At 60.6% G+C, this 24,948-nt stretch carries 24 protein-coding genes; 14 read left to right on the top strand and 10 right to left on the bottom strand.

Annotated features, from left to right (window positions below; all coding sequences use genetic code 11):
• Positions 1 to 5 precede the first annotated feature (5 nt).
• Positions 6 to 1,358, top strand: a complete 1,353-nt coding sequence (locus ACIK7D_RS04425; protein ID WP_003521030.1) for a bifunctional diguanylate cyclase/phosphodiesterase — start codon at positions 6 to 8, stop codon at positions 1,356 to 1,358.
• 268 nt (positions 1,359 to 1,626) lie between these two features.
• On the opposite strand, the gene ACIK7D_RS04420 is transcribed toward ACIK7D_RS04425, so the two are convergent.
• Genes ACIK7D_RS04420 through ACIK7D_RS04405 form a run of 4 tightly spaced genes read right to left on the bottom strand, consistent with a single transcriptional unit; the run spans position 1,627 to position 4,860 of the window.
• Entirely contained in the window at positions 1,627 to 2,514 is an 888-nt protein-coding gene (locus ACIK7D_RS04420; RefSeq protein ID WP_400155709.1) for an SMP-30/gluconolactonase/LRE family protein, read from the bottom strand.
• A 4-nt stretch (positions 2,515 to 2,518) separates the two neighbouring features.
• On the bottom strand, positions 2,519 to 3,148 hold the full coding sequence (locus tag ACIK7D_RS04415; RefSeq protein WP_003521032.1) for a 2-dehydro-3-deoxy-6-phosphogalactonate aldolase: 630 nt from the start codon (positions 3,146 to 3,148) through the stop codon (positions 2,519 to 2,521).
• A 15-nt stretch (positions 3,149 to 3,163) separates the two neighbouring features.
• A complete protein-coding gene (locus tag ACIK7D_RS04410) occupies positions 3,164 to 4,078 on the bottom strand; it encodes a 2-dehydro-3-deoxygalactonokinase (protein ID WP_080817596.1) in 915 nt (304 codons plus the stop codon).
• On the bottom strand, positions 4,078 to 4,860 hold the full coding sequence (locus ACIK7D_RS04405; RefSeq protein ID WP_269314409.1) for an SDR family NAD(P)-dependent oxidoreductase: 783 nt from the start codon (positions 4,858 to 4,860) through the stop codon (positions 4,078 to 4,080). Before ACIK7D_RS04405 ends, ACIK7D_RS04410 begins: the two co-directional genes overlap by 1 nt.
• A 71-nt stretch (positions 4,861 to 4,931) precedes the next feature.
• On the opposite strand from ACIK7D_RS04405, the gene ACIK7D_RS04400 reads away from it, so the two are divergent.
• The 12 genes from ACIK7D_RS04400 (at position 4,932) to ACIK7D_RS04345 (ending at position 17,042) form a co-directional block, all read left to right on the top strand.
• Positions 4,932 to 5,801 (top strand): IclR family transcriptional regulator, encoded by an 870-nt coding sequence (locus ACIK7D_RS04400; protein WP_400155708.1) that lies wholly within the window; start codon positions 4,932 to 4,934, stop codon positions 5,799 to 5,801.
• A gap of 210 nt (positions 5,802 to 6,011) precedes the next feature.
• On the top strand, positions 6,012 to 6,752 hold the full coding sequence (locus ACIK7D_RS04395; RefSeq protein ID WP_400155707.1) for an autoinducer binding domain-containing protein: 741 nt from the start codon (positions 6,012 to 6,014) through the stop codon (positions 6,750 to 6,752).
• Positions 6,753 to 6,830: 78 nt separating this feature from the next.
• The gene (locus tag ACIK7D_RS04390; RefSeq protein ID WP_269314411.1) at positions 6,831 to 8,054 is read left to right on the top strand and encodes a CmpA/NrtA family ABC transporter substrate-binding protein; all 1,224 of its coding nucleotides are present in this window, start codon (positions 6,831 to 6,833) and stop codon (positions 8,052 to 8,054) included.
• 119 nt (positions 8,055 to 8,173) lie between these two features.
• Entirely contained in the window at positions 8,174 to 9,304 is a 1,131-nt protein-coding gene (locus ACIK7D_RS04385) for an Mrp/NBP35 family ATP-binding protein (protein ID WP_400155706.1), read from the top strand.
• Positions 9,305 to 9,643: 339 nt separating this feature from the next.
• Positions 9,644 to 10,621: a magnesium transporter CorA family protein gene (locus ACIK7D_RS04380; RefSeq protein ID WP_170985763.1), complete on the top strand. Its 978-nt coding sequence runs from the start codon at positions 9,644 to 9,646 to the stop codon at positions 10,619 to 10,621.
• Positions 10,622 to 10,636: 15 nt separating this feature from the next.
• Positions 10,637 to 12,556, top strand: coding sequence for a potassium transporter Kup (locus ACIK7D_RS04375; RefSeq protein ID WP_127756282.1), 1,920 nt, complete (start codon positions 10,637 to 10,639; stop codon positions 12,554 to 12,556).
• A gap of 367 nt (positions 12,557 to 12,923) precedes the next feature.
• On the top strand, positions 12,924 to 14,087 hold the full coding sequence (locus ACIK7D_RS04370; RefSeq protein ID WP_400155705.1) for a cell wall hydrolase: 1,164 nt from the start codon (positions 12,924 to 12,926) through the stop codon (positions 14,085 to 14,087).
• A gap of 270 nt (positions 14,088 to 14,357) precedes the next feature.
• Positions 14,358 to 14,723: an AtpZ/AtpI family protein gene (locus ACIK7D_RS04365; protein ID WP_035261818.1), complete on the top strand. Its 366-nt coding sequence runs from the start codon at positions 14,358 to 14,360 to the stop codon at positions 14,721 to 14,723.
• A 60-nt stretch (positions 14,724 to 14,783) separates the two neighbouring features.
• Positions 14,784 to 15,533: a F0F1 ATP synthase subunit A gene (locus ACIK7D_RS04360; protein WP_003521045.1), complete on the top strand. Its 750-nt coding sequence runs from the start codon at positions 14,784 to 14,786 to the stop codon at positions 15,531 to 15,533.
• Positions 15,534 to 15,605: 72 nt separating this feature from the next.
• Positions 15,606 to 15,833 carry a F0F1 ATP synthase subunit C gene (locus tag ACIK7D_RS04355; RefSeq protein WP_003494147.1) on the top strand — a complete coding sequence of 76 codons (228 nt, stop codon included), beginning with the start codon at positions 15,606 to 15,608 and terminating at the stop codon, positions 15,831 to 15,833.
• Between the two features lie 80 nt (positions 15,834 to 15,913).
• Positions 15,914 to 16,555 (top strand): F0F1 ATP synthase subunit B, encoded by a 642-nt coding sequence (locus ACIK7D_RS04350; RefSeq protein ID WP_059760786.1) that lies wholly within the window; start codon positions 15,914 to 15,916, stop codon positions 16,553 to 16,555.
• A gap of 1 nt (position 16,556) precedes the next feature.
• Entirely contained in the window at positions 16,557 to 17,042 is a 486-nt protein-coding gene (locus ACIK7D_RS04345; RefSeq protein WP_020810758.1) for a F0F1 ATP synthase subunit B, read from the top strand.
• Between the two features lie 330 nt (positions 17,043 to 17,372).
• Here ACIK7D_RS04345 and ACIK7D_RS04340 read toward each other — a convergent pair whose 3' ends face one another.
• From ACIK7D_RS04340 to ACIK7D_RS04330, 3 genes are all read right to left on the bottom strand, one after another.
• Positions 17,373 to 18,548 (bottom strand): peptidase S41, encoded by a 1,176-nt coding sequence (locus ACIK7D_RS04340; RefSeq protein ID WP_400155704.1) that lies wholly within the window; start codon positions 18,546 to 18,548, stop codon positions 17,373 to 17,375.
• Positions 18,549 to 18,630: 82 nt separating this feature from the next.
• A complete protein-coding gene (locus ACIK7D_RS04335; protein WP_400156015.1) occupies positions 18,631 to 19,284 on the bottom strand; it encodes a ribonuclease HII in 654 nt (217 codons plus the stop codon).
• Between the two features lie 335 nt (positions 19,285 to 19,619).
• Positions 19,620 to 20,777, bottom strand: a complete 1,158-nt coding sequence (locus tag ACIK7D_RS04330) for a PA0069 family radical SAM protein (protein ID WP_020810756.1) — start codon at positions 20,775 to 20,777, stop codon at positions 19,620 to 19,622.
• Between the two features lie 287 nt (positions 20,778 to 21,064).
• Here ACIK7D_RS04330 and ACIK7D_RS04325 point away from each other — a divergent pair, with 287 nt between their 5' ends.
• Complete coding sequence (locus tag ACIK7D_RS04325; RefSeq protein WP_003521054.1) at positions 21,065 to 21,583, top strand: hypothetical protein; 519 nt, start codon at positions 21,065 to 21,067, stop codon at positions 21,581 to 21,583.
• Between the two features lie 15 nt (positions 21,584 to 21,598).
• On the opposite strand, the gene ACIK7D_RS04320 is transcribed toward ACIK7D_RS04325, so the two are convergent.
• The 3 genes from ACIK7D_RS04320 to ACIK7D_RS04310 are packed head-to-tail and all read right to left on the bottom strand — an operon-like array spanning position 21,599 to position 24,722.
• Entirely contained in the window at positions 21,599 to 23,032 is a 1,434-nt protein-coding gene (locus tag ACIK7D_RS04320) for an FAD-binding oxidoreductase (RefSeq protein WP_400155703.1), read from the bottom strand.
• Positions 23,033 to 23,082: 50 nt separating this feature from the next.
• A complete protein-coding gene (locus tag ACIK7D_RS04315; RefSeq protein WP_400156014.1) occupies positions 23,083 to 24,060 on the bottom strand; it encodes an L-threonylcarbamoyladenylate synthase in 978 nt (325 codons plus the stop codon).
• A gap of 53 nt (positions 24,061 to 24,113) precedes the next feature.
• Positions 24,114 to 24,722 carry a DUF6656 family protein gene (locus ACIK7D_RS04310; protein WP_065654341.1) on the bottom strand — a complete coding sequence of 203 codons (609 nt, stop codon included), beginning with the start codon at positions 24,720 to 24,722 and terminating at the stop codon, positions 24,114 to 24,116.
• Between the last annotated feature and the right edge of the window lie 226 nt (positions 24,723 to 24,948).

Genomic DNA, 24,948 nt, shown 5'->3' with positions numbered 1-24,948 from the left:
CAGGAATGAAACGGGCAGAGCCGCAAACGTTGCAGGTCAGCCAGAACGAGCTGCAGGCGATGGCTTACAGCGACCCGCTGACGGGGCTCGGCAACCGCTACCGTCTGCGGGACAAGATTCGCATGCTTGCCAGCGAGCGCTCCAGCGATCCGGCGCCCTTCACGGTCGGCATTGCCAATATAGACGGCTTCAAACCCATCAACGATCTGTTCGGCGTGCAGGCGGGCGATGAAATCCTGTGTCAGGTCGCGCACCGGCTGAAGGCCTGCATTCCCGATGGCGCCGTCGTGACGCGCCATGACGGCGACGAATTCGCCTTCGTGCTGCCGCTTGTGTTCGAGCGCACCGGCGCGGAGCGCATCGGCAACATGATCAAGGACGTGCTTTCGGCCCCTTACGATCTCGGCGACCGCAACGTGCGCCTGTCCTCCTCCTTCGGTTTTGCCATCTATCCCTTCGCCGGCGATGAATTCGAGGATTTGCTGAAAAGCGCCGAGACGGCGCTCTATCGCTCCAAGAGACGTGGCCGCGGCCAGATCACGGTCTATTCGCGCGAAATCGCGCAGGAAATGAAGCGCGCCACGCAACTGGAACAGGCGCTCAGAAACGCCATCATCACCGATGCCATCGACGTGCATTTCCAGCCCATCGTCAGGCTGGAGGAGGCAAAGGTCATCGGTTTCGAGGCGCTGGCCCGCTGGAACGATCCGGACCTCGGTTTCGTATCGCCCGCGGTTTTCGTGCCGCTGGCCGAAGAGCGCGGTTTCATCGATGCGCTGTCCGAAGCCCTGCTCAGAAAGGCGGCGGAAGCGGCCCTGTTCTGGCCGCGTGAGCTTTTCCTGTCCTTCAACCTCTCTTCCGCGCAATTGATGGACCCCAGCACAGCGGATAATATTCTCTCCATCCTCTCGCGTGTCGGCCTCGATCCGCACCGGCTGGAGCTTGAAATCACCGAAACGGCTGTCATGACTTCCGCCGATACCGCCCAGCGCATCATCAGCGAATTGCAGAGCGCCGGCGTTCGCATTTCGCTGGATGATTTCGGCACCGGCCAGTCGAGCCTCGGCCGCCTGCGGGATTTCACCTTCGACAAGGTGAAGATCGACCGCGCCTTCGTCTCGCGCATCAGCAGCGACCGCCCCTCGGAACATATCATCAAGGCCATCGTCGCCATGTGCGAAGGGCTCGATCTCGAAGTCGTGGCCGAAGGGATCGAAGAACGGGCGGAAGAGGAAAAGCTGCGCGCGCTCGGCTGCGCCATGGGGCAGGGCTATTTCTACGGCCGCCCCGCCGATGCCGCCGCGACCCAGCGGTATCTGCACGAGAATTACCGCGAGATATTGTCGGATATTTCCTGAGGCGGTACGGCTTGGTCGTGACGCTTGTTGGAGAAAACACTATCTCAGCCAAGCTTGTGCGCGCCGGCGCATCCCCGCAACCCTCATTCCTGTGCTTGTCACAGGAATCCAGCCGACGCGCGTCTGCGCGGCGAAACGACTCCTTCCAGCCCAAGGACTTGGGCTGGCTAGATTCCTGTGACAAGCACAGGAATGAGGGAGGTCGTTTCGGGAGCAGCCCTTGCCAGAAGGCGCTCCGCGTTTTGTTGCGGGCGGCCTACGCCGCGCTTCACAACCGATAAAGCGGCTCGAACCGACCCTTCACCTCAACCCCCAGCTCGAATGTCAACCCATGCTGCGGATTGGCGGCAATGGCGTCATCATCGAGATGTTCGCGCGCCGAGGTGACGAGAAGGTGCGATGCGTCGGGGCCGATGAAGGCCGGGCAGGTCGTCTGCCCGCCGGGCACCTCATATCGGGCGATGTGATTGCCGTCGGTATCGTAACGATCCACGGCACCCACGCCCCAGCGGGCGTTCCAGATATGCCCTTCGGCATCGCAGACCGACCCGTCGATGCCGCCTTTGACACCGGTGGAATCGATGAAGACTTCAGCCTTGCCTGCGGGAAGGCCGGTCTCGGCATCGAGCGGCACCCGCATCAGCCTGTTCACCTTGGTATCGACGTAATATCCCGTCGCGCCATCGGGCGAGAAGCAGATTGAATTCGGAATGCTGATCTCGGCAAACAGCTTCGTCACGGTGCCCTTCGCGACATGATAGATGCTGCCCGCGCCGGTTTCCGCCTTGCGGCCCATGGTGCCGATCCACAGCGCGCCGGAGGGGTGCATGCGCCCGTCATTGGAGCGGTTGCCGGGCAAGTCCTTTTCCAGCTCCGCATGCAGCGTCAGCACACCGGTTGCCGTGTCGCGCAGGAAAAGCCCGTCATCGGAGGCGATCAGCTGCTTGCTGTCGCTGACCTTGGCGAGCGCACTGCCCATGAAGGGCAGGGCGTGCACGGTCTTGCGGCCGGAGGCGAGATGCAGCTCATGCAGTTCCCGCTCAAGAATATTGAACCACCAGGCGGTGCCGGTCGCAGGGTCGAAGGTCGGGCCTTCGCCGAGCAGCATCGGCGTCTCGTCCAGAACACGTCCGGCAAAGGGAAAAACAGTCGCCAAGCTCTTATCCTCCGATGGCTGCATCATAGGCTGAAAGTGTGACAGTGGCGCGTTCGCGCACCTCCGCCGCCGTCATGCCCGGCTTGTAAAGGCTGGTGCCAAGCCCGAAAGCCACGATACCGGCCGAGGTATATTCGGCAAAATTCTTGTCCGAGACGCCGCCGACGGCGGCAATGACCAGATCCTTCGGCAGGATCGTCCGGATCGCATTGATGCCGGCGGGGCCGATGATGCTGGCGGGGAAGAATTTCAGCCCGGTCGCGCCGGCCTTCGCGGCCACCAGCGCCTCGGTGGGGGTGAGAACACCCGGCATCGTCACCATGCCCTTGACGCGCGCGGCAACGATCACATCGGCATCGGCATTGGGGCTCACCATCAGCTTGCCGCCGGCCGCATCCAGCGAGGCCACGTCTTCCACGCTGAGCACGGTACCCGCGCCGATCAGGCAATCGGCGGGCGCCATCTTCGCGGCGATCTCGATGGAGCGGAACGGATCGGGCGAATTGAGCGGAATTTCAATGGCGCGGAAGCCGGTTTCGATCAGCGCGCCGACGACGCCTTCGGTTTCCTCGGGTTTCAGACCGCGCAGGATGGCGATCAGCGGATATTTAATGGAAGGGAAGGGAATACGCATGGTCGATCTTTCTTTTTATGGCCAGATGGCATTTGCAGCGGCCAGCAATCCGCGCCGCACGGCCTCGTCTGCATCGATGACCGTATAGTGGATATCAAGGGCGGTGAAGGCGCCTTCGTAAAGCGCGCCGAGCGCACCCGAACCGATCAGCACCACCGGCATCTCGCGCCGGGCGGTGGAATGCGCGCCGGCGATTTCCAGCCCGATCATGATGCCGGAAAGCTTGGCCTTGGCGTCGGTGGCGGTGAGGCCGTGCAGCAATTGGCCGGAGCGAAGGGTGAAAAAGCGATTGGTCGCAAGCTGCGGATTGGCATAGATATCGCGCACCGCCGCCGTAAAAACCGCATGTTCGCCGGTAAAGGCTTCGGCCTCGGCCACGGCATGGGAAAGGATCGTCTGTTTCGAGACGACTTCGAAGAGTTCGCCGGTCATGAAAGTGGCAAAGCCGGTCACGCCGCCATCCTTCACGGTCACCCATTTGGAATGCGTGCCGGGCATGCAGACGAGCTTTTCACCGGCCTCCGAGGAGGCGAGAGCGCCGAGCAACTGCGTTTCCTCGCCGCGCATCACGTCGGGCGCGTTTTGATCCCGCTGCGCCAGCCCCGGCAGAATCCGCACATCCCGCACCTGGCCCGGCACGCGAACCGCGCCGTCGAGAACCGCCGAAAGCGATGCCGGCACGTCGATATAACCCGCCTCGACCCAGCCCTGCCGCGCGCCTGCCATGCCGCAGACGAGAACCGGCAAACCTTCCGGCGCGCCGATGGCGTCGAGATGCGATTGCAGCACATCGGCAAAACCGGTCCGCATGGCGGTGGTCATGCCTTCCGTGCTTCTGCGCTCCGCCAGCACCGCGCCCGATCGGCTCATGAGCCAGAGCCGGAAACTGGTCGTACCCCAGTCGACGGCGATGAAAGCGGGTTCAGACATTATAGGAGGCCTCCGTCTACGATTATGGATTGCGCCGTAATGGCGCTCGATGCCGATGATGCGAGAAACAGGCACGGCCCCGCCAGATCGGCGGCGACGAGCGTGCGCTTCAGACATTGCCGCGCGGTTGTGGCGGCAATGCCCTCATCCGTCAGCCATAGTTCCTTCTGCCGCTCCGTCACGATCATGCCGGGCAGCAGCGTGTTGACGCGGATATTTTCCGGCCCCAGCCGGCCGGCAAGGCTTTTCGTCAGCCCGATGATGCCGGCCTTGGCCGCCGCATAGGAGGGTAGTTCGCCCATGTTGAGCAGAAACGAGATAGACGAGAAATTGACGATGGACGCATCTTTCGCCTGCCGCAGATAGGGCAGGGATGCCTGAACCGTGAAGAACATCTGCTTGAGATTGACCGCCTGATTGGCGTCCCAATAGGCTTCCGTCACCGTGTCTATGTCGTGGCGGTCGTCCCAGGCGGCGTTGTTGACCAGCACCTTGATGCCGCCGGTGGCGGAAGCCGCGGCCGCCACCGTTTTTCCGATCGCCGCAATATCGCGAAGGTCGGTCTTGAAGAAGTGGACCGGATGCGGCGCCGTCGTTGCAAGCCGCTTGACGAGCGCCAGGCTCGGCTCTTCGGCGATATCGATGAACGAAACCTTCGCGCCCTGCATCGCAAGGGCTTCCACCAGCGATGCCCCGATGCCGGAACCGCCGCCGGTGACGAGCACGCCCGCATCCTTGAGGTCCGGAAATTGGGCTTGCGTCATCGGCGTCATCTCGTCCATGAAAGGCTTGATTGTTCCATTATTTGGAACTAGATTTTACTAAATGGAATTATTCTCTTGGCGTCACGCTTATGTCAAGGCAGATGATGGTGGATGTTGCCATGCCCGATAATAAAAAGCCCAATGGGCAAAAGCCTGATACGGTTCCGGTGACGCAACGGAAAGCCGGAGTTGAGACGGGCACCCTCGGCAAGGCCGTTTCGCTGCTGGAGCTGATCGCCTTTGCTGAAAAACCGATGCGCTTTACCGATGTGGTCGAAGCCTGCGGCCAGCCGCGGGGCACGGTTCACCGCCAGCTCGCCCATCTTGTCGCCGAAGGCCTTGTCGATCACGCTGCCGATCAGACCTATGCCGTGGGACTGAGGTTGCTGCAACTGGCCGCGAAAGCCTGGAGCGGCAACGACCTGCGCAGCGTCGCGGCCCCCCATCTGGCGGCGCTGCAGGAGATGACGCAGGAGTCGGTACATCTCGCCGTGCTGAACGGCAGGCAGGTCACCTATCTCGACAAGATGGAGGGCCGGCATACATTACGCATGCATTCGCAGGTCGGCAAAACCTCGCCAGCCTATTGCACCGGGGTGGGCAAGGCGGCGCTGTCGTTGCTCTCTGCCGACGATCTGGCGCAGCTGGCTGGGGAACTGGATTTTCATCGCTTCACGGAAAGCACGGTCACGACGCCGGAAGCGCTGATGGCGGAGGTGGCGACCATTCGCGACAACGGCTACGGGTTCGACCTTCAGGAGCACGAGATCGGAATTCACTGTGTCGCCGCGCCGGTCCGGGCGCCTGGGCGCAATTTTCGCGCGGCGATTTCCGTCACCGGCCCGGCCTATCGCGTGGATGTGGAACAGCTCCGCAAATGGGGGCCGCTCGTGCGCGAGACCGCCGACAGGATTTCCGACGATCTTGCCTGCAGATTATCCCCGGTTGCGGATGGTTGAAGAAAACAGGGCGCGCAGTCCCTGGATTTTCCCGTGCAGAAAGGCCGCCATGCACCCATTTAGATGCGTTCGATATTATTTTCGACTATTCTGAATTAAGTTTTCAACTTTTGTTTGCATGAATCGTTTTGGTGAGTAACATCCGCAACAATTTCCGGGCAAGGGCGGGCCTTTGCGGCGGCATTTTCTCATTCTCGAAGAACAGCTTTGATGCAGAAAACAGAGACGGCCGCCGTTCAGTCGATTGGTGTTGATTGCGTTTGCGAGATCGCCGATCTCAACACGCAATTCGATATATTCCGGTTTTTGAAACGGCTGACGGAGGCCTGGGAATTCAGGGCTTTCATGGTGCTCGACCTGTCTTCGGAAGTGGCGAGCGAACTGTCGCAATATACGATCATCACCAGCTGGCCGGCCGAGCTTCTGCAGCGTTACGATGAAGAGGGCATGCTCCAGACCAGCCGGGTGATGGCGCAGTTGAAAAAAACGACCGTCCCCTTTTCCGTCTCCATGGATTTTCTGGTCAGGGGCGACGGAGAAATCGCCAAAAAAACCGTGATCAACCTTTTCGAACGATTCGAGATGATCAATTCGGTCTGGTTCCCCGTTCACGACATCACCATGCGGCGCGGCGCGGTATCTTTTTCCGGCAACAAGACTGCTGTGCCCGCCAGCCGGCTTGCGGAGCTTTTTTACATTTCCAGCCATGTCTTTGCCCGGCTATCTGAAATCCGTCGCCTCGATCTCAGGGTTCCCGAAACCCTGAGCGAGCGGGAGATCGACTGCCTGAACTGGACCGCCGCCGGCAAGACCAGCGCCGAAATCGCCGAAATCATGATGCTGTCGGAACATACCATCAATCATTACCTGAACCGTGCGACGAAAAAACTCGACACGGTCAACCGCACCCAGGCCGTCGCAAAAGCGCTGCGGGTCGGCCTGATAAAATAGCGAAATCTTAATTTTATCATTGTGATAAACCGCTTCCTGGGCGATCCTCTTTTCGAATCACCGGAAAGGAGAAATCGTTTGCCGGAACGGCATAAGGTAAAAGCAGGATTTTCTCCGACTATCGATTGCGCCGTGCTGATAGCCGCTGCCGAAAAAGGCTTTGCTGCCGATGAAGGCATAGAACTCGAACTTTTCCGAAAACAGTCCGCCCGCGCCGTGCTTGCGACGCTTGGCGAGGATGGCGTTCACGTCGCACATCTGCCCGCTCCGGTTCCGGTCGGCTCCGCTGTCGGCCTCGACGATCTGCCGGCCGATATTGTCGGCGTTTTCACGCTTTCCCTCGGCGGATCCGCAACGACCGTTTCCCACGGATTTTATGACGAACTCTACCGCGAAGGGCTGAAGCTGCCGGACCCGGCGGCTTTTGGACGCGCCATGGCCCGTGTCTGCGCCGCGCGCCGGGCGGCGGGCGGAAATCCGCCGGTCTTTGCGGTCGAGGATATCGTCTCCACGCCGTTTTATGCGCTGCGTTACCTGCTCGGAAGCTGCGGCGTGCTACTCGGCCGCGATATGGAAATCGTCGAGGCCCTGCCGAAGGCGATGCCGGGGCTCCTGGAAAGCGGCAAGGTCGATGCGCTCTGTACCGCCGAACCGGCGGGCAGCGCCGTGGTGCTCGGCGGCGCCGGCCGGATCGTCACCACCGGGGCGTTGATCTGGCACAACGCGCCGGAAAAGATACTGGCCGCGAAGAAGCGGTGGACGGAGGACAACCCAGCCCTTCTCGAAGGGCTGCTGCGCGCCCTTTACCGCGCCGGCGAATGGTGCGCCAATGCCGCCAATATCGAGGAACTTGCGGGTATCCTCGCTGCCCCTCAATATATGGATGAGAACGGCGAATTCCTGCTGCCGGCGCTGACGGGCTATATTTCCACCTCGCAGCGGGACATGCAGCGTTTTCAGGAGTTTTTCGTGACCAGCGCCAAGGCCGCCAATTTTCCCTGGCAGAGCCAGGCCCTGTGGTTCTTCAGCCAGATGTTGCGCTGGGGCGAGGTTTCCGCTGATTGCCGGTTCGATCCCGCCGTGGTGGAGGCGGCCCGCAACGCCTACCGGCCGGATATTTTCCGCAAGGCGATGAAGCCGCTTTTCGTGCCGGTGCCGGGTGCTAATCTGAAGCTCGAGGGCACGCTGCGCGAGCCTGTTCATGTCGGCGCATCCCGCACGGGTCTGGTGCTCGGCCCCGACTGTTTTTTCGACGGCCATGTTTTCGATCCGGAAACGCTGGCGATGGACGACGAAATCTGAAACCGCAGCGTTAAATCGTCGCGAATGCCTGACTGTCGCGCTTTGGCATTGGCGAAGCGCTCCGGCTTGTCTATGGATGGCACGCAATACCCGGTCGGATGATGAAGCGGAGCAGGAATATGGCAGAGGTCAGCAGGAGCCAGGTTGAAAAGGCGCTGGAAACGGTGATCTATCCCGTTAGCGGCAAGAGCATCGTCGCACTCGGCATGGTCTCGGAAATCTTCATCGCCGATGCGAAGGCCTATTTCTCGATCACTGTCCCGGCCGACAAGGCTGCGGAGATGGAGCCGTTGCGGCTTGCCGCCGAACGGGCGGCCAAAAGCGTGGAGGGTATCGTCGGCGCGGTCGTGGCGCTGACGGCCGACCGCAAGCCCGGCCAGCAGCAACCCGCACCCGCGCGCCCCGCCGCCGCAACCGGCCGGCCGACCCAACAGCCCGGCTCCTCGAAGGTCGGCGTCCCGGGTGTGCGGGCCATCATCGCCGTGGCCTCGGGCAAGGGCGGAGTGGGCAAGTCGACCACCGCGGTCAATCTGGCGCTCGGCCTCCAGTCGCTCGGCCTCAAGGTCGGTATGCTCGATGTCGATATTTACGGCCCTTCGCTGCCGCGACTGCTGAAAATTTCCGGCCGCCCGCAGCAGCAGGAAGACCGCATCATCCTTCCCATGGAAAATTACGGGCTGAAGGTCATGTCCATGGGCTTTCTGGTGGATGAGGAAGCCGCGATGATCTGGCGCGGGCCGATGGTGCAGTCCGCCCTCATGCAGATGCTGCGCGAGGTGGCCTGGGGCGAACTGGATGTGCTGGTGCTGGACATGCCGCCCGGCACCGGCGATGCGCAGCTTACCATCGCCCAGCAGGTGCCGCTCGCCGGCGCCGTCATCGTTTCCACGCCGCAGGATCTGGCGCTGATCGATGCGCGCAAGGGCATCACCATGTTCCGCAAGGTGGAGGTTCCGCTGCTCGGCGTCATCGAGAATATGAGCTATTTCATCGCGCCCGATACCGGCGCGCGTTACGATATTTTCGGCCATGGCGGCGCGAAGGCCGAAGCCGAGCGGATCGGCGTGCCCTTCCTCGGCGAAGTGCCGCTCACCATCTCCATCCGCGAAATGTCGGATGCCGGAACGCCTGTCGTCGCCGCCGAGCCCAATGGCCCGCAGGCCGCGATCTATCGCGATATTGCCGAAAAAGTCTGGGCGCGCATCGGTGCGGGCGAAAGAAAAGCGGCGCCGAAGATCGTTTTCGAGTAGCGCGGCAATCATGGGCGCAAATCGGGCAGGTCTCTGCCCGCTTTGAATAATCCTTTGAAAACAAAAGATTAATCGCCAGTATCGGGCAGGCTTTCCGGATTTGAACTGCAGAAATGCTTCGCCTGCAATGCTGTCGAGAAAAAATATTGCTTGATTGCATCTCGCTTTGGGCGCATACGCCTGCGCCGTTTGGCTCTTGGTCCATCGGGCTGGCGAGATTGTAAAAATCCCGCTCGTTCCGGCGTTCCCTGAAGTGTCGTCCAGGGGTTTGCCGAGCGCAAACAGGATATGTTAAGCAGCATTGCGGCTGAAGCCTGCAATGTGGAGCGGAGAAACGGATTGATAAAAGCCTATCGCGCCAATTGCGAGGCGATCAGCCTGTCGTCAGACGACGGCTCCGGACAGATTCCCGACGACATCGTCTGGATCGATCTCGTCAATCCGGACAGGGCGGAAGAGCAGCATGTGGAAAAGCTGCTGGGCGTGGAGCTGCCGACGCGCGAAGACCTGAAGGATATCGAGCCTTCCAGTCGCCTTTATATGGAAGACGCCAATGTCTTCATGACCGCATCTCTGGTGTGGAAGGCGGATTCGGATGATCCGCGCCTCACCGATGTCGCCTTCGTTCTGGTGGGCAAGCGTCTGGTGACAATCCGTTATGCCGAGCCGAAATCATTCCACCTTTTCATTGCCGCCATCACCCGCGCGCCGCACGAGATGCGCAGCGGCACGGCGCTGCTGTTGAAGCTGCTTGAAACAATCGTCGACCGCACGGCGGAAATCCTCGAAAACTCGGTCGCCGGCATCGACAATCTCGCCGCCGACATTCTTGGCAGCCAGGCGCGTTCCAAACGCAAGGCGCCGCGCTATCTCGAAGACCGCCTGACCAATATCGCCGCCTATCACCGGCTGATCTCGAAGGTCCGCGTCAGCCTCGCATCGCTGGCGCGGCTCCAGACCTTCCTCTCCACCAGCGATCAGGCTCGCGAGGACAAGGGGGCGAGGGAACAGGGCAAGTCGATCGGGCGCGATATCCAGTCGCTGAACGAACATGCCTCCTTCGTTTCCGGCAATCTGACCTTCCTGCTGGACGCCTCGCTTGGTATCATCAATATCGAGCAGAACAGCATCATCAAGATTTTTTCCATCGCTTCGGTAGTGTTCCTGCCGCCGACGCTGGTGGCCTCTGTTTATGGAATGAACTTTCAGCTCATGCCGGAGTTGAACTGGACATTCGGTTACCCACTCGCGCTCATCGTCATGCTGATGTCCGCCATCATCCCGTTTCTCTTTTTTCGTTGGAAGGGCTGGCTCTGAGGAGCCAGGATCATCATGTCCCAGATCGTTGACAAGGATCTTGCCGAGAAACCGGATGCGGATGACGAGCACAGGAACAAGGGGCTTTATGCCGCGATCCTTGGTTCCATCGGCGTCGTCTATGGCGATATCGGCACCAGCCCGCTCTACGCCTTCCGCGAGGCCCTGCGGCCCATTGCCTATGATGGCGTGACGCAGGAAGAAGTCATCGGCCTCACGTCGCTGATGATCTGGTCTTTGACCATCATCGTCACCTTCAAATACATTACCCTGCTGCTGCGCGCCGACAATGACGGCGAAGGCGGCACGCTGTCGCTGCTGGCGCTGCTGATGAAAACGGCGGGCACCCACCGCAGCGTCCTCATCGTGCTCGGCCTCATCGGTGCGGCGCTGTTTCTGGGTGATGCCATGATTACCCCGGCGCTTTCGGTGCTTTCGGCGGTTGAGGGCCTGAAGCTCGTCACGCCGGAGATGGACGCCTTCATCATCCCGATTTCCGTCGGCATTCTCATCGGCCTCTTCGCCATCCAGTCCCACGGCACGGGCACGGTGGCGAAATTCTTCGGGCCGATCACCGCCGTCTGGTTCATCGTCATGGGTCTGGCCGGTCTCCTCCATATCGCCGATGATTTCAGCATCCTCTTTGCCTTCAACCCATGGCATGCGGTGGAGTTTCTGGCCAATGAAGGCTTCTACGGCATCGTTGTGCTGGGCGCGGTCTTCCTGACGATCACCGGGGCGGAAGCGCTTTACGCCGATCTCGGCCATTTCGGCCGCCGTCCCATCCAGTGGGCGTGGTTCTGTCTGGTTTTTCCGGCATTGACGCTGAACTATCTCGGGCAGGGCGCGCTGGTGCTGAAAGACCCGGCGGCGATGTCCAATCCCTTCTATCTGATGTTCCCGCAATGGGCGATCCTGCCGGCCGTCATTCTGGCGACCGCCGCCACCATCATCGCCAGCCAGGCGGTCATAACAGGTGCGTTTTCGCTGGTGCGTCAGGCGATCCATCTCGGCTACCTGCCGCGCATGGAAATTCTCTTCACCTCGGAAACCAATACCGGGCAGATTTACCTGCCGGCCGTCAACACCATCCTGCTGTTCGGCGTCGTCGCTCTCGTGCTCACCTTCAAGAGTTCCGATGCGCTGGCCACCGCTTATGGTATCTCGGTTACCGGCGCGATGGTCGTCACCAGCCTGATGTTCTTCGAATTCGTGCGCAAGCGCTGGCAATGGTCGGTCTGGCTGGCAATTGCCGTTCTGGCCCCGCTTCTGGCGCTGGAGCTGATCTTCCTCGGCGCGAACCTCCTGAAGATTCACGATGGCGGTTATGTGCCGGTGCTGCTGGCAATCGCCTTCACCGTCATCATGACCACCTGGCAGCGCGGTTCGAGAATCCTCTTCGCCAAGACCCGCCGCATCGATGTGCCGCTGAAGGCTTTCATCGCCTCGGTGGAAAAGGAAAGCGCCCATGCGCCGGTGCGCGTGCCCGGCACGGCCATCTTCCTCACCGGCGATCCGGAAACGGCGCCGGCGGCCCTGCTGCATAATCTCAAGCACAATCACGTCCTTCACGACAAGAACGTCATCCTGACGATCCGCACCGAAGACCAGCCGCGCGTTCACCCCGAAGATCGTTATACGCTGACGAAGATGAGCGACCGTTTCGCCGTGGTCGAACTGCATTTCGGCTTCATGGAAACCCAGAACGTCACCCAGGCGCTGGGGTATCTGAGGCGCACCGGCTACAAGTTCGACATCATGTCGACCTCGTTTTATCTCGGCCGCCGCAAGCTGGTGCCGGATCCGAAATCGGGCATGCCGGGCTGGCAGAACCGCCTGTTCATCGCGCTCGCCGAAACCGCCGCCGATCCGTCCGATTATTTCCGCCTGCCGGCCAACCGCGTGGTGGAACTGGGTTCGCACGTCGTCGTCTGATGAAGTGGGCATGCCCTTAATGTAGCTGGGCGGTCTCCTTCTTTCCGTCATACCAGCCTTGAGCCGGTATCCAGCCAGCCCAAGTCCCTGGGCTGAAAGGAGTTTTTACGCCGCGCCGACGCGCGTCGGCTGGATTCCGGCTCGAGGCCGGAATGACGGATGTGGAGATGCCCTGCGGGACAGTTATGATCGGCACATGCGAACTCGACTCCACGCCACGCGCATTAGAATGTGGTTACACATTAACGTGAAGCCGCGTCCGCGCGCGGCGTTAACCAAGCATCAAGGTTAATAAGAGATTCTCGAACACCTGTAGCAAATATGGTTGTCGGTGTTCGGAGTGCTGGTTTTGCGTTCGAAAAGAGTAATGCGTCGTCGGTCCCCCGTGTCCCTTCAGGGGTGGGCGTCAAAATGGACCTCGCCCGTCGTCTTCGGCCTTGCCGCCTGGCTCGTTTTTCCTTCCCTCGCTGCGCGCGCGGATCTGGCCTCGCTTCTGGCCGGTCTGGACAATGGCGGCGAGCAATGGCGCATGGTGCTGACGGCCTCTCCGGCGGGCTCGGTGCACAATGCCTCGCTCACCTTCAACGATGCGGCAGGGGAGGCGGCGCTGCAAGGCGGCGGCATGACCCTGCCCAATGGCAGCAAGGTCGCCTTCGTCACCAACAAGAAGGGCGAGGCAACGACGCCCGACAGCGAGCGCGTCAACCGCGCCGCCAAGAAGGGCCGCATCGTCGCCACCGAAATCATGCAGCCGCCCAAGGCCTTCACCGCCGGTTCCGTTCTGCAGCGCACCAGCATGCTGGATATCGAGCCGCTGAAGCGCAAGGATCGCACCGCTTTCGTCAAGCCGAAGCGCGGCAAGGATGTGGAACTCGCCTCCTTCTATTTCCGCCGCGAGGAAAAGAAGGCGGACAAAAGCGTCTCGCCGATGCTGGCCGAGCTCATCACCAATCGCACACCGGATATTCTTGCCACGGCCTATGCGCCGGCCGAACCGGATTTCGCCCGCGAGTCGCCCTTCGACGCCATTCTCAAAAAGCCCGAGGCCGGCCGTTTCGTGCCGCAGATCGCCGAGGACGACCACGCCTGGGCAGCCACGCCGCTGCCGGCGGCGGTGTTTTCCGCAGCCGAACAGCAATGCCTCGCCTCCGGCATCTATTTCGAGGCGCGCGGAGAATCGGTGAAGGGGCAGGCGGCGGTGGCGCAGGTCATCCTCAACCGCGTGCGCAATCCCGCCTATCCGAAAACCATCTGCGGCGTCGTCTATCAGAACAAGGACTGGCGCAACCGCTGCCAGTTTTCCTTCGCCTGCGACAATATCAAGGACCGCGTGAATTCCGAACGCCACTGGAAAATGGCGCGCGAAGTGGCCATGGCCACCACCGCCGGCAAAATCTGGTTGAAGGAAGTGGGGTCGGCAACCCATTATCACGCCGTTTATGTGCGTCCCGCCTGGGGCCGCACCATGAAGAAGGTCGGCAGAATCGGATTGCACGTCTTTTACCGTACCTATGGTGGCGGCTGGAGCTGATACCACCGCCGATTTATCGCATTTTGCGTGTCAAAAATGCCGATTCCTTTGCGAAACATCGCGGTCAAACGGCGATTTGAGGTCAAGCTGTTGTTTTTGCATGATTAATTTGTGCTGCAACAACCGTCGCCAGTGCCTTGACTAGAGAAGCCCCTAAAACTATGTTGCGCGCGACTTCAGAGCGGGCTGGAACAGGCTTAATCCGTCACCGTTTACAACTCCAAAGGGTTCTGGCATGGCTGGAACGGAGAAAACGGGTGGGATTTTAAGATGACTGGCAACCGTGACGATAGTCTGGACGAGCGCCGCAAGCGCCTTGCTGACGAGTTGGCCAAGGTGAAGGCGGAGGATGAGGCGGAAGTGAGGGCGGAGACCAACGCTGCGGAAAGCCGGAAGGGCTTTGCGATGGCGGTTAAGCTCTCATCGGAGTTCATCTCGGCCATCGTGGTCGGCGCTATGCTGGGTTATCTTCTGGACTATTTTGCCGGCACGACGCCGTGGGGGATGATCGTTCTTCTTCTTCTCGGTTTCTGCGCAGGCGTATTGAATGTGTTGCGCTCGACCGGCGCGGTGGCCAAGCCGCCGCTGCTGGAAAAGGCGGACAGGCGAGACGAGGGTGGAAAAGGCGGCGTTTAAGCTGTTTTTTCTTGCAGTTGAGATGCCGCGACAAGCGGCGACAGGTAAAGAGGGCAGCCGGTGGCAAACGATCCGACCCATCAGTTCTTGGTGCAGCCGATCATTCCGATCGAAATTGGCGGCGTCGATTTTTCCTTCACCAATGCGTCGCTCTTCATGGTCGCGACCGTGGCTGCGGCTTCCGGTTTCCTTTATTTCGCAACGTCGAACCGCGGTCTGATCCCGACCCGCATGCAGTCCGTCGCGGAAATGTCCTATGAATTCATCGCCTCCATGCTGCGCGAAGGCGCCGGCAAGAAGGGCATGGTGTTCTTCCCATTCGTATTCTCGCTGTTCATGTTCGTGCTGACGGCCAATCTTCTCGGCATGTTCCCGTATTTCTTCACGGTCACCAGCCAGATCATCGTCACCTTCGCGCTCGCCTGCCTCGTCATCGGCACGGTCCTGGTTTACGGTTTCTGGAAACATGGCCTGCATTTCTTCGGCATCTTCGCCCCCTCGGGCGTGCCCAAGGCGCTTTTGCCGCTTGTGGCGTCGATTGAAATGATCTCGTTCCTGTCGCGTCCGATCAGCCTTTCGGTTCGTCTTTTCGCGAACATGCTGGCCGGCCACATCACGCTCAAGGTTTTCGCAGGCTTCGTCGCCTCCATGAGCGCGCTCGGCGCGCTCGGTGTCGGCGGTGCTGTCCTGCCTCTCATCATGACGGTCGCCATGACCGCTCTCGAATTTCTCGTTGCCTTCCTGCAGGCTTATGTCTTCGCGGTACTGACTTGCATGTACCTGAACGACGCCGTGCATGGTGGTCACTGAGAAGTAAAGTCGCTGGCCCCGGCAACGGGCGTCAAAAACAGCCGCAACAACCAATATCTCAAGGAGTCTCACATGGAAGCGGAAGCAGCAAAGTACATCGGCGCAGGTCTCGCATGCCTCGGCATGGCTGGTACGTCCCTCGCACTCGGCCGTATCTTCGGTGATTACCTGTCCGGCGCACTGCGCAACCCCTCTGCTGCCGACAGCCAGTTCGGCCGTCTGGTATTCGGCTTCGCCGTTACGGAAGCTCTGGGCATCTTCTCGCTGCTCGTTGCTCTCCTTCTCCTGTTCGCTGTTTAATATCGGCATCAGGTCTGGATCACGGCCCGCGATATAGCGTGCCGTGATCCTTCGCATTTGCAGTACCCCTGGAGGTGAGCATGTTCGTGACCGAGGCTTATGCCCAGTCAGCACCGACCGTAGGTGAAACGCATACGGAAACTCCGGCTGTCGGCCAGCCGCAACCGGAAGCCACGCACACGGAAACCGGTGTGGCGCACGGCGCCGAACACGGCGCTTCCGGCGTATTCCCGCCGTTCGACCAGTCTACTTATGCATCGCAGGTTCTCTGGCTGGCGATCACGTTCGGCCTTTTCTACCTGCTCATGCAGAAGGTCATCGTTCCGCGCGTCGGCGGCATTCTCGAAAACCGTCACGGACGCATCGCACAGGATCTCGATGAAGCGGCACGGCTGAAAAGCGAAGCAGACGCTGCCGTCGAAACCTATGAAAAAGAACTCGCGGCAGCCCGCGCCAAGGCAGGCTCCATCGGCGCTGCGGCCCGGGACGCCGCAAAGGCGAAGGCCGATGCCGACCGCGCCGCTATCGAAGCCGGTCTTGCCGAAAAGCTCGCCGCCGCCGAAAAGCGCATTGCGGGCATCAAGGAACAGGCATTCGCCGATGTCGGCGCAATCGCCGAAGAAACCGCGACCGCGATTGTCGACCAGCTGGTCGGCGCCAAGGTCAAGGACACGGACGTCAAGGCAGCGATTGCCGCCGCTTCGAACGTGAAGGGAGCCTGATATGGCATTTGATGCATCATTTTTCGCTCTCGTCGGTCTCGTCCTCTTCTTCGTTCTGGTTGCCTATCTCAAGGTTCCCGGCATGCTCGCCAAATCCCTGGACGAGCGCGCCCAGAACATCCAGGACGAGCTGGCCGAAGCCAAGCGCCTGCGCGAAGAGGCTCAGCACCTGCTGGCCGAATATCAGCGCAAGCGTAAGGAAGCAGAAGCCGAAGCCGCAGGTATCGTTGCCGCCGCCGAGCGCGAGGCCGCAGCCCTGACGGAAGAAGCCAAGCAGAAGACGGAAGAATTCGTCGCCCGCCGCACGGCCCTTTCGGAACAGAAGATCAAGCAGGCCGAAGACGACGCCATCGGCGCCGTCCGCGCCGCCGCCGTGGATATCGCCATTGCCGCTTCCGAGAAGCTCATTGCCGAAAAAACCACCGCTGCCGCAAAGGCCAAGCTTTTCACCGCCACCATCGGCGAAGTGAAGTCGAAGCTGAACTGAGATTTATCTCGGTATTGTTCAAAACCCCTCCGGCGAAAGCCGTGAGGGGTTTTTGTTTGAGGTGGTAAGGCTGGTTAGGAATATGATGTCGCCTGCACTATGGAAATGCGGCATTCGCTCCAGCAGGCCCCCTCGGAGGTGGCGATGATTGGCTTTAGTGTTTTTTGATGCTGAATGTCGGATTGCGCTTCCGCTTTGCGCCAGAAGCGGATGGATGAAGTGTGCGTCGCCTGATTGCCGCGGCGCCGAAAGCGAAAGCGGCCATTCCATACCTGGCGCAGCTTTTTCCGAGGGTCGACCGTCAGCAGTGTGGGCTTAGCCGCCGCTCGTCTAATCGTTCAGGCTCTTTAGAACTTGTTGGTAGAACACGCCTTGTGCATTCTCAGCAGTCGACCTTATGACCCCTTCCCAATCCAAATTCAGTTTTCCTGCCGGGACCATTTGCTGCGCGATTTCAGCCGGTGTGGTTTCGTTGCTGGTTCCGTTCTCCCAGTCGTGAAAGGCTGATGAGTATCGAACGACCGCTCCGCTAGTCGGCAAATCGAGCAACCCTCCCTCGGCAAAAAATCTCAACCCGTCGCCCATTTCTTCCCCGATGAGTTTGAGCCTATGTCCCAAACGATGTTTGAGGATGGCTACAAACACTATCGCTGCGGAAAACGTGAATTTGTCGACAAGCACAGCAACCTGCCTGCCTGCGTTTTCAGAGATGGCGTCGATCAAGGGCATCGTTTGAAGGAAGTCGCCACCCGTGTTTCCGCGAACGTCAATCAAGAGTTTTTTGTTCGGGCAGGTGCTTACATGCTCCGCTGCACCGGAGATGGCTTTCGGCAGCGCAGTTTCGCCTGGGTCGAAGAAACTTGGCAATGATATTGAAAGCCCAAGCCCCTGCCAGTCCTTGATCTCCACGAATCTCTCGGGTTTCCAGGCCGGATCAGCCTTGCCATGCTCGTTTCTCGGGTAGAGCATCGATGCAGGAACCGTATGCCCGTTCTCCACTTTCAAATCGGTTACCCGCCCCTTCTCGTCTTTCACGCGATATTCAGTCGTGTTCTCTTTTGAAGAAAAACCGAGGTGGGCCAATGCATACGGCCATGCGAGAAGAATCGGACCGATGACCCGTTTCCTCTGGCGCGTTCCCGCCAGAAATTTCTCTGCGGCGGCTTCAATCTGGCCCAAAGGTGTGCCGTTGACTGCTATCAGCTCTCCTCTTGGCGCAGTTGTTTCCAGTGCCGTGTCAGTTAACTGCACCACCGTTCCGACGCTCACAAACCTCAGCGGGAGCACCGAGATGGAATCGTTCGGGATCAGCCGTGTGTGTCCGTTGTCGGGAAGTGCGAGCAGGCGCATCGCGGAAAACAGAAAGGCCTCTTCGGAGCCCTCCCAAGCGTATCGTCGAGTGTCACAAATGCAGCTGTCTATCATCGCCTGTTCGATCCGCCGAAAGCTGGGATCGGTTGGCAGGACAGTTTCCAGAATTTTCTCGAGGTCTTGCGTCAGGGACATGATTTACGGTGCGCATAGTTGCTCGTCGATGTCCAGATCGGGTCGATAGCGGAGGTTCTGGTTGGAACTCCATTACTTGTCATCACTCCCGCTTCAGTGGCCTGAAACTCATCCGGTGCAGCGGGCAGGGCCCGTGGCTTTCGATGGCGCGCAGGTGGGCTGGCGTGCCATACCCTACATGTCCGTCAAAACCATAGGACGAATGAACCAAACCAGCACGTTCCATCATCCGGTCGCGTGTCACCTTGGCGATGATAGAGGCTGCGGCGATGGAGAGGGAGCGGGAATCGCCCTTGATGACGGCTTTGGCCTCGCAGGTGATGCCGGGCGGGCGGTCGCGGCCGTCGGCCAGCACGAGGGCAGGGGAGATTTCGAGGCCGAGCACGGCGCGGCGCATGGCGTCGAGGCTGGCGCGCAGAATATTCATGCTGTCGATCAGGCCGGGGCCGGAAGAGGCGACGGATACGATCGAGGTTTCCATGATCTGTACAAACAGGCTTTCCCGCTTCTGCTTCGTCAGCTTCTTGGAATCGTCCATCCCCTTGGGAATATTGTCCGGATCGAGAATGACGGCTGCCGCGACCACCGGTCCGGCCAGAGGTCCCCGTCCTGCCTCATCCGTGCCGGCCACGGGCCAGAGGCCCTTCTTTTTCGCTTCCAGTTCGAAGGAAAAATCCGGACCGGTATCGGCAAGATCAAAAAGAGCAGGAGAATCGGGTGTGGCCGTGCGTTTCATGCGGCGAAACTGGCACACACACCCGATCTCCTGCAAGCCCCCGGAAGCGGGCGATGACAGGCGCGGTGAGCCGGGGTCGAGGGGCGTGGCTCACCGTGCCCCGAAGGTCATCATGACCTTTGATCCTCCAACGGGGCGGCGGAGGAAAAACGATCGCACGCGAGGCGGCGGTTCCGGGGGCGATGTCCGGCGGGCCAGGGAAAACCCGTCGGGCATTTCGTGGAGCGTGGCCGATCAAAAAGAGAGGCCGCCGCTCCCTGTCATATTCCGCCTGATATCGCCGCACGTTCCGTATGGTGCTTCGATCGGGCGGGATTGTTTTCAGCGTCGGTCTTTCAAAGCAGCGACAATTGCACGCCTGCACCGCCCGGCGGCACGAAGAGATCGTCGCGCAGGTGGATGCCGCGGCGGATGAGGCCGAGCCTTTTTGTCGCCATCTCGAAACGCCTGCCGATCTGCCAGGCATAGGGGCCGGCGCCCTTCATGCGTTTTCCGAATTCCGCGTCGTAATCCTTGCCGTCGCGCATGGAGCGCACCAGCGACATGACATGACGGTAGCGGTCCGGATAGTTGCGCAGCAGCCAGTCGCGGAACAGCGGGCTCACCTCCAGCGGCAGACGCAAAAGCACATAAGACGCTTCTGTCGCTCCCGCTGCCTTGCCGGCCTCGAGAATACGCTCGATCTCATGATCGTTGAGCGCCGGAATGACAGGCGCCATCATCACGGCCACGGGAATGCCGGCCTCGGTCAGCGCCTTGACCGCTTCCAGCCGCTTCTCCGGCGTGGCGGCACGCGGTTCCATGTTGCGTGCGAGCTTCCGGTCCAGCGTGGTGACGGAAATACCGACCTTGGCGAGCCCCTTTTTGGCCATGGGCGCGAGAATATCGATATCCCGCTTGATCAGCGCCGATTTGGTGACGATGGCGACGGGGTGATCGGCCTTGGCCAGCACTTCCAGTATCTGCCGCATGATGCGCCATTCGCGCTCGATCGGCTGATAGGGATCGGTATTGGTGCCGATGGCGATCACCCGCGGCTTGTAGCCCGGCTTCGCCAGTTCCCGTTCCAGCAGCTTCGCCGCATCCGGCTTGGCGAAGAGCTTGGCTTCGAAATCCAGCCCGGCGGAAAGCCCCATATAGCTGTGCGTAGGGCGCGCAAAACAATAGATGCAGCCATGTTCGCAGCCGCGATAGGGATTGATGGAGCGGTCGAAGGGGATGTCGGGCGATTCATTGCGGGTGATGATACTGCGCGGCTTCTCCACCTGCACCTCGGTGCGGAATTCCGGCATGTCCTCGAGAGTCTGCCAGCCATCGTCGAAAACCTCGTGCTGCAGGGTCTCGAAGCGTCCATCCGGGTTCAGCCCGGCGCCACGGCCGCGACGACGGTCGATCTCGATGCGCAGACCGGATGCATCGGCCAGTGCATTGGCAATATCCGGCATATGGCTCGGCTGGAAGGCAGCCTGCCCCGAAAGCGTATGGTTTCTCATCTGGATGCTCCCAGGACGCCGCACGCCTCTCAAGGCACGCTCAACGCCCTAAACCGTTTCCATCCGGACAGGCTTTCAACCGCCTTCCGAATGATTAAATTCCTACATCAGGAATGAGAACAATACAAGAACAAAATTGCAAATTCGGCTCGTTCTCCAGAGATGGATGTGACCGCGACAGGCGCGGCCACGTCTGGAGACTGCGCGGTCGGTGGGAAGGACAGCCCTGGATTTTACCGCGATGAGCACAGTGGCAATTTATTGTGCGATGCGTTAGAGCTATGCAGATGTTGACAGTCATAATGGAATGCCGGGATCACGAGCCGGAATTGGCGCACACATTGTCTGCGCTTGTAACCGGGGCCGTGGAAGGGCTTGTAAGCGATGTTGTGATTCTCGATCACGGTTCGCGCGATGGATCGTCGCGCGTAGCCGATGCCGCCGGCTGCCGTTTTTATGGGCAGTGGGACATCGAAGACGTGGTGAAGTCCGCACGCGGCGGCTGGCTGCTTCTGATCGAGCCGGGCGCGCGCCCGCAGGCCGGCTGGATCGACGAGATTCTCGAATATGTGGCGATCTGCGCGCAGCCGGCGCGTTTCTCGCCCTCGCGCTATCACCGGCGCAATGTCTTCAGCCGTATGCTGCGGCGTATTCCGCCCTTGGAACACGGATATCTTCTGCCAAAGAAGCATGCCGTGTCGATTGCGAAATCGGGCATGAGCCTGACGCAATTTGTCGGCGCGCAGAAACCGCGCCGGCTGAATGCGGAAATGGTGCCCGCCTGGGCGCTGCGGGCCTCGGCCTAACCTCGGGGGGCTGCTTTACCCGGCCAGAACCTTGCCGGGGTTCATGATGCCGGCGGGGTCGAAAGCGTGTTTGATGCGCCGCATCAGTTCCATTTCGATGCCGGGGCGGATGGCGGCCAGTTCGTCGCGCTTCAATTGCCCGATGCCGTGTTCGGCCGAAATGGAACCGCCGAGCGACAGCACGATGCCGTGCACGATCTCGTTCATGTCCCGCCAGCGGCCAATGAATTCGGCCTTGTCGGCACCCACCGGCTGGGAAATATTGTAATGAATATTGCCGTCGCCCAGATGTCCGAAGGCGCAGACGCGGGCGCCGGGTATGGCGGCAAGAACCGCCTTTTCCGCCGTCGTCATGAATTCCGGTATTTTCGACACCGGAACGGAAACATCGTGCTTGATCGAGCCGCCTTCGGGTTTCTGCGCCTCCGACATGCTTTCGCGCATGTGCCAGAGCGCCTGCCGCTGCGCTTCGGACGCGGCGATCACCGCATCCTGAACCAGCCCGGCCTCAAAACCGCGCTCCAGCAGCGATTGCATCATGCTATCCGCCGTTTCGGCCGAGTCAGAGGTGGAAATATCGATGAGCGCGTACCACTCATGCGGCTGTTCCAGGGGATCGCGCACGCCGGGAATATGCCGGGCGGTGAATTCGACGCCGATTCGCGGCATGAGTTCGAAACCGGTCAGCGCCGTGCCGCAGAGATTGGAAGCCATCTCGAACAGCTTCAGCGCGTCTTCGGTGGAGCTGAGACCGGCAAAGGCCACCTGATGGCCGAGCGGTTTCGGGAAGAGCTTCAGCACAGCGCCGGTGATGATGCCAAGCGTGCCTTCGGAGCCGATGAAGAGATCGCGCAGATCATAACCCGTATTGTCCTTTTTCAGCCGGCGCAGCCCGTTCCAGATTTCGCCGGTCGGCAGCACCACTTCCAGCCCGAGGCAAAGCTGGCGCATGTTGCCATAGGCGAGCACCGCCGTGCCGCCGGCATTGGTGGCGAGATTGCCGCCGATGCGGCAGGACCCTTGAGAGCCGAGCGACAGCGGGAACATCCGCTCCACGGAATCAGCAGCCTTGTGAATGTCATCGAGAATGCAGCCGGCATCGGCGACGATGATATTGGCGACCGGATCGATATCGCGAACGCGGTTCATGCGCTCCAGCGACAGGATGATGTCCGTTCCTTCGGCACGGGGCGTCTGTCCGCCCACGAGGCCGGTATTGCCGGTCTGCGGCACGATGGGGGTGCCGGTCTCGCTGGCGAGCTTCAGGATGGCGGCAACCTCTTCGACCGAAGCGGGCTTGATGAGCAGCGGCGAGGCGCCGCGATAAAGCCCGCGATTTTCCACGAGGCGCGGCGCCATTTCCGCCGGGTCGCGGACCGCGTTCTTTTCGCCGACAATGGCGGTAAAGCGGTCGAGGATGTCGGAGGAGGGGATGGCGGTGGTCGTCATGGGCGGCGTCTCGCTGTCTTTTGAAACATGGGCGAAAGGATTGGGTGCCGTCAGCCTCGCGGCGCGGCGGCGCGGGAAAGGCGGTCGTTGATCGCCTCTCCGAGACCATGGGTGGGAATGGCGGTGATGGCGATCATGTCTGCGCCGCTCGCATCGGCGGCTTTGAGATAATCGAAGAGATTGGCGGCGGCCTCGGAAAGATCGCCGGAAGGGCTGAGATCGAGCACGGTGCGCGCCGTCGCTTCGCCGGCAATGGCAATGCCGCCGAAGCGGATCAGCGCTTCGCCCGCCAGAACCGATGTGGCGTGAAGGCGCACGGCAGCAGCCGGCGCGTAATGCGAGGCGAGCATTCCCGGCGCTTCAATGGCGGCGGCGGCTTTTTTCGGCCGCTCGAGCCGTTTGCCGGCAATGCGCTCTATGTCCGCGGTAACGATGCCGCCGGGACGAAGCAGCCGCACCCGGCCATCCTCTTCCACCTTGACGATGGTGGATTCGACGCCGACGGCGGCCGCGCCGCCATCGAGAATGAGATTGATCTTCTGTCCGAGATCCGCCTCCACATGAGAGGCACTTGTGGGGCTGATCTTGCCGGAACTATTGGCGCTGGGGGCGGCGAGCGGCCTGTCGAAGCGTCGGATCAGATCGCCTGCAAAACCCTGGGGCACACGAATGCCGACCGTATCGAGACCGGCTGTCGCCAGCGAATGAATGTCGCTTGCCGGTTTCAGCGGCAGCACCAGCGTCAGCGGGCCGGGCCAGAAGGCCTCGGCGAGCTTCAGCGATATGGGATCGAACACGGCGTAACGTTCAGCCATGGCGATATCGGCCATGTGGCAGATCAGGGGGTTGAACTGCGGCCGGCCTTTTGTCTCGTAAATGCGGGTAATCGCCGCCGGATTGGTGGCGTCGGCGGCAAGGCCATAGACCGTTTCCGTCGGCAGGGCGATGGGCTGGCCGGCGGCAAGCTCCGCCACGGATGCCTGCAGGGCCGTTTCCCGCTCTTTCTCTATATCGATATGACGCGCCATGATGCTGCCTTTCAGGGCGGTCAATAGCGTATTTCAGAGGCCTATGGAAAGTTTTATATCGCCTTGATGATCCTGCGCATCTCCTCGGACCGCGCGCCGAGCATGAGCACGTTTTTCAGTGCCACCCGCGGATCGTGGGTCTGGAACAGCAGGCCGCCGCGATGCACGGAGGTATCGACGGCGAGTTCCTGATCGGGAAGCGCGTTGATAGCGACGGCGAAATACATCCTCGAATAGCGCGCATCGATATTTTCGAAGAAGTTTTCTGCCCCGCTCAGCTCGGCGAAGAAATTCGCGAAATAGAAGGACCAGAGCACATGGCGCTCGGCATCGAAGCTGGTTTTCGCCGCCGTGACGTGACAATAGCCGAGATGCGGCCGGTCATTGAGCAGATGGTGAAAAACCATCTTCGGAAAACGGATGGACTGGTGAAAGCCGTTCAGACGGCTGTGGGTGGCATCGGCGGCAGCTTCCAGCTTTCGCCCGGTCAGCGCAGCCACTTCGTCATGGCTGTAATAGACGCGTTCTTTCGGCAGCCATCGTTCTTCATAACGGCTGATACGCCCTGTCCGCAGAAAATCGGAATGCGCGGTCTTCGAGCGTATCGGTGTGACCGAATGCCTGCTCGCATCGAAATAGCGTATGCGTGTCGCCTTCTCCACCGGGAACACCCTCGTTGCTGTCGATCCGGCAAGATAATTTAGGGCGCGTTAATACTCCGTTGCGCCGCATCCCCCGTTTTTTTATGGGTGGGGAGCAGGACGCGCGCCATCATGCGTCATATTGCGACGTCATTTCCGTCATTGAATAGCCGTCGGATTTCCCAGCGGAATGGGCTGAGAGGGCGAATTGCGCATGTCGCAATTTGTCGCCAATGCGGAAGGTAAT

Origin of the sequence: Agrobacterium sp. P15N1-A, from assembly GCF_044626815.1 — a bacterium.
Classification (GTDB): domain Bacteria; phylum Pseudomonadota; class Alphaproteobacteria; order Rhizobiales; family Rhizobiaceae; genus Agrobacterium; species Agrobacterium leguminum.
The sequence above is the reverse complement of the archived record's forward strand: the minus strand, read 5'-3'. Positions and strand labels throughout refer to the sequence as shown.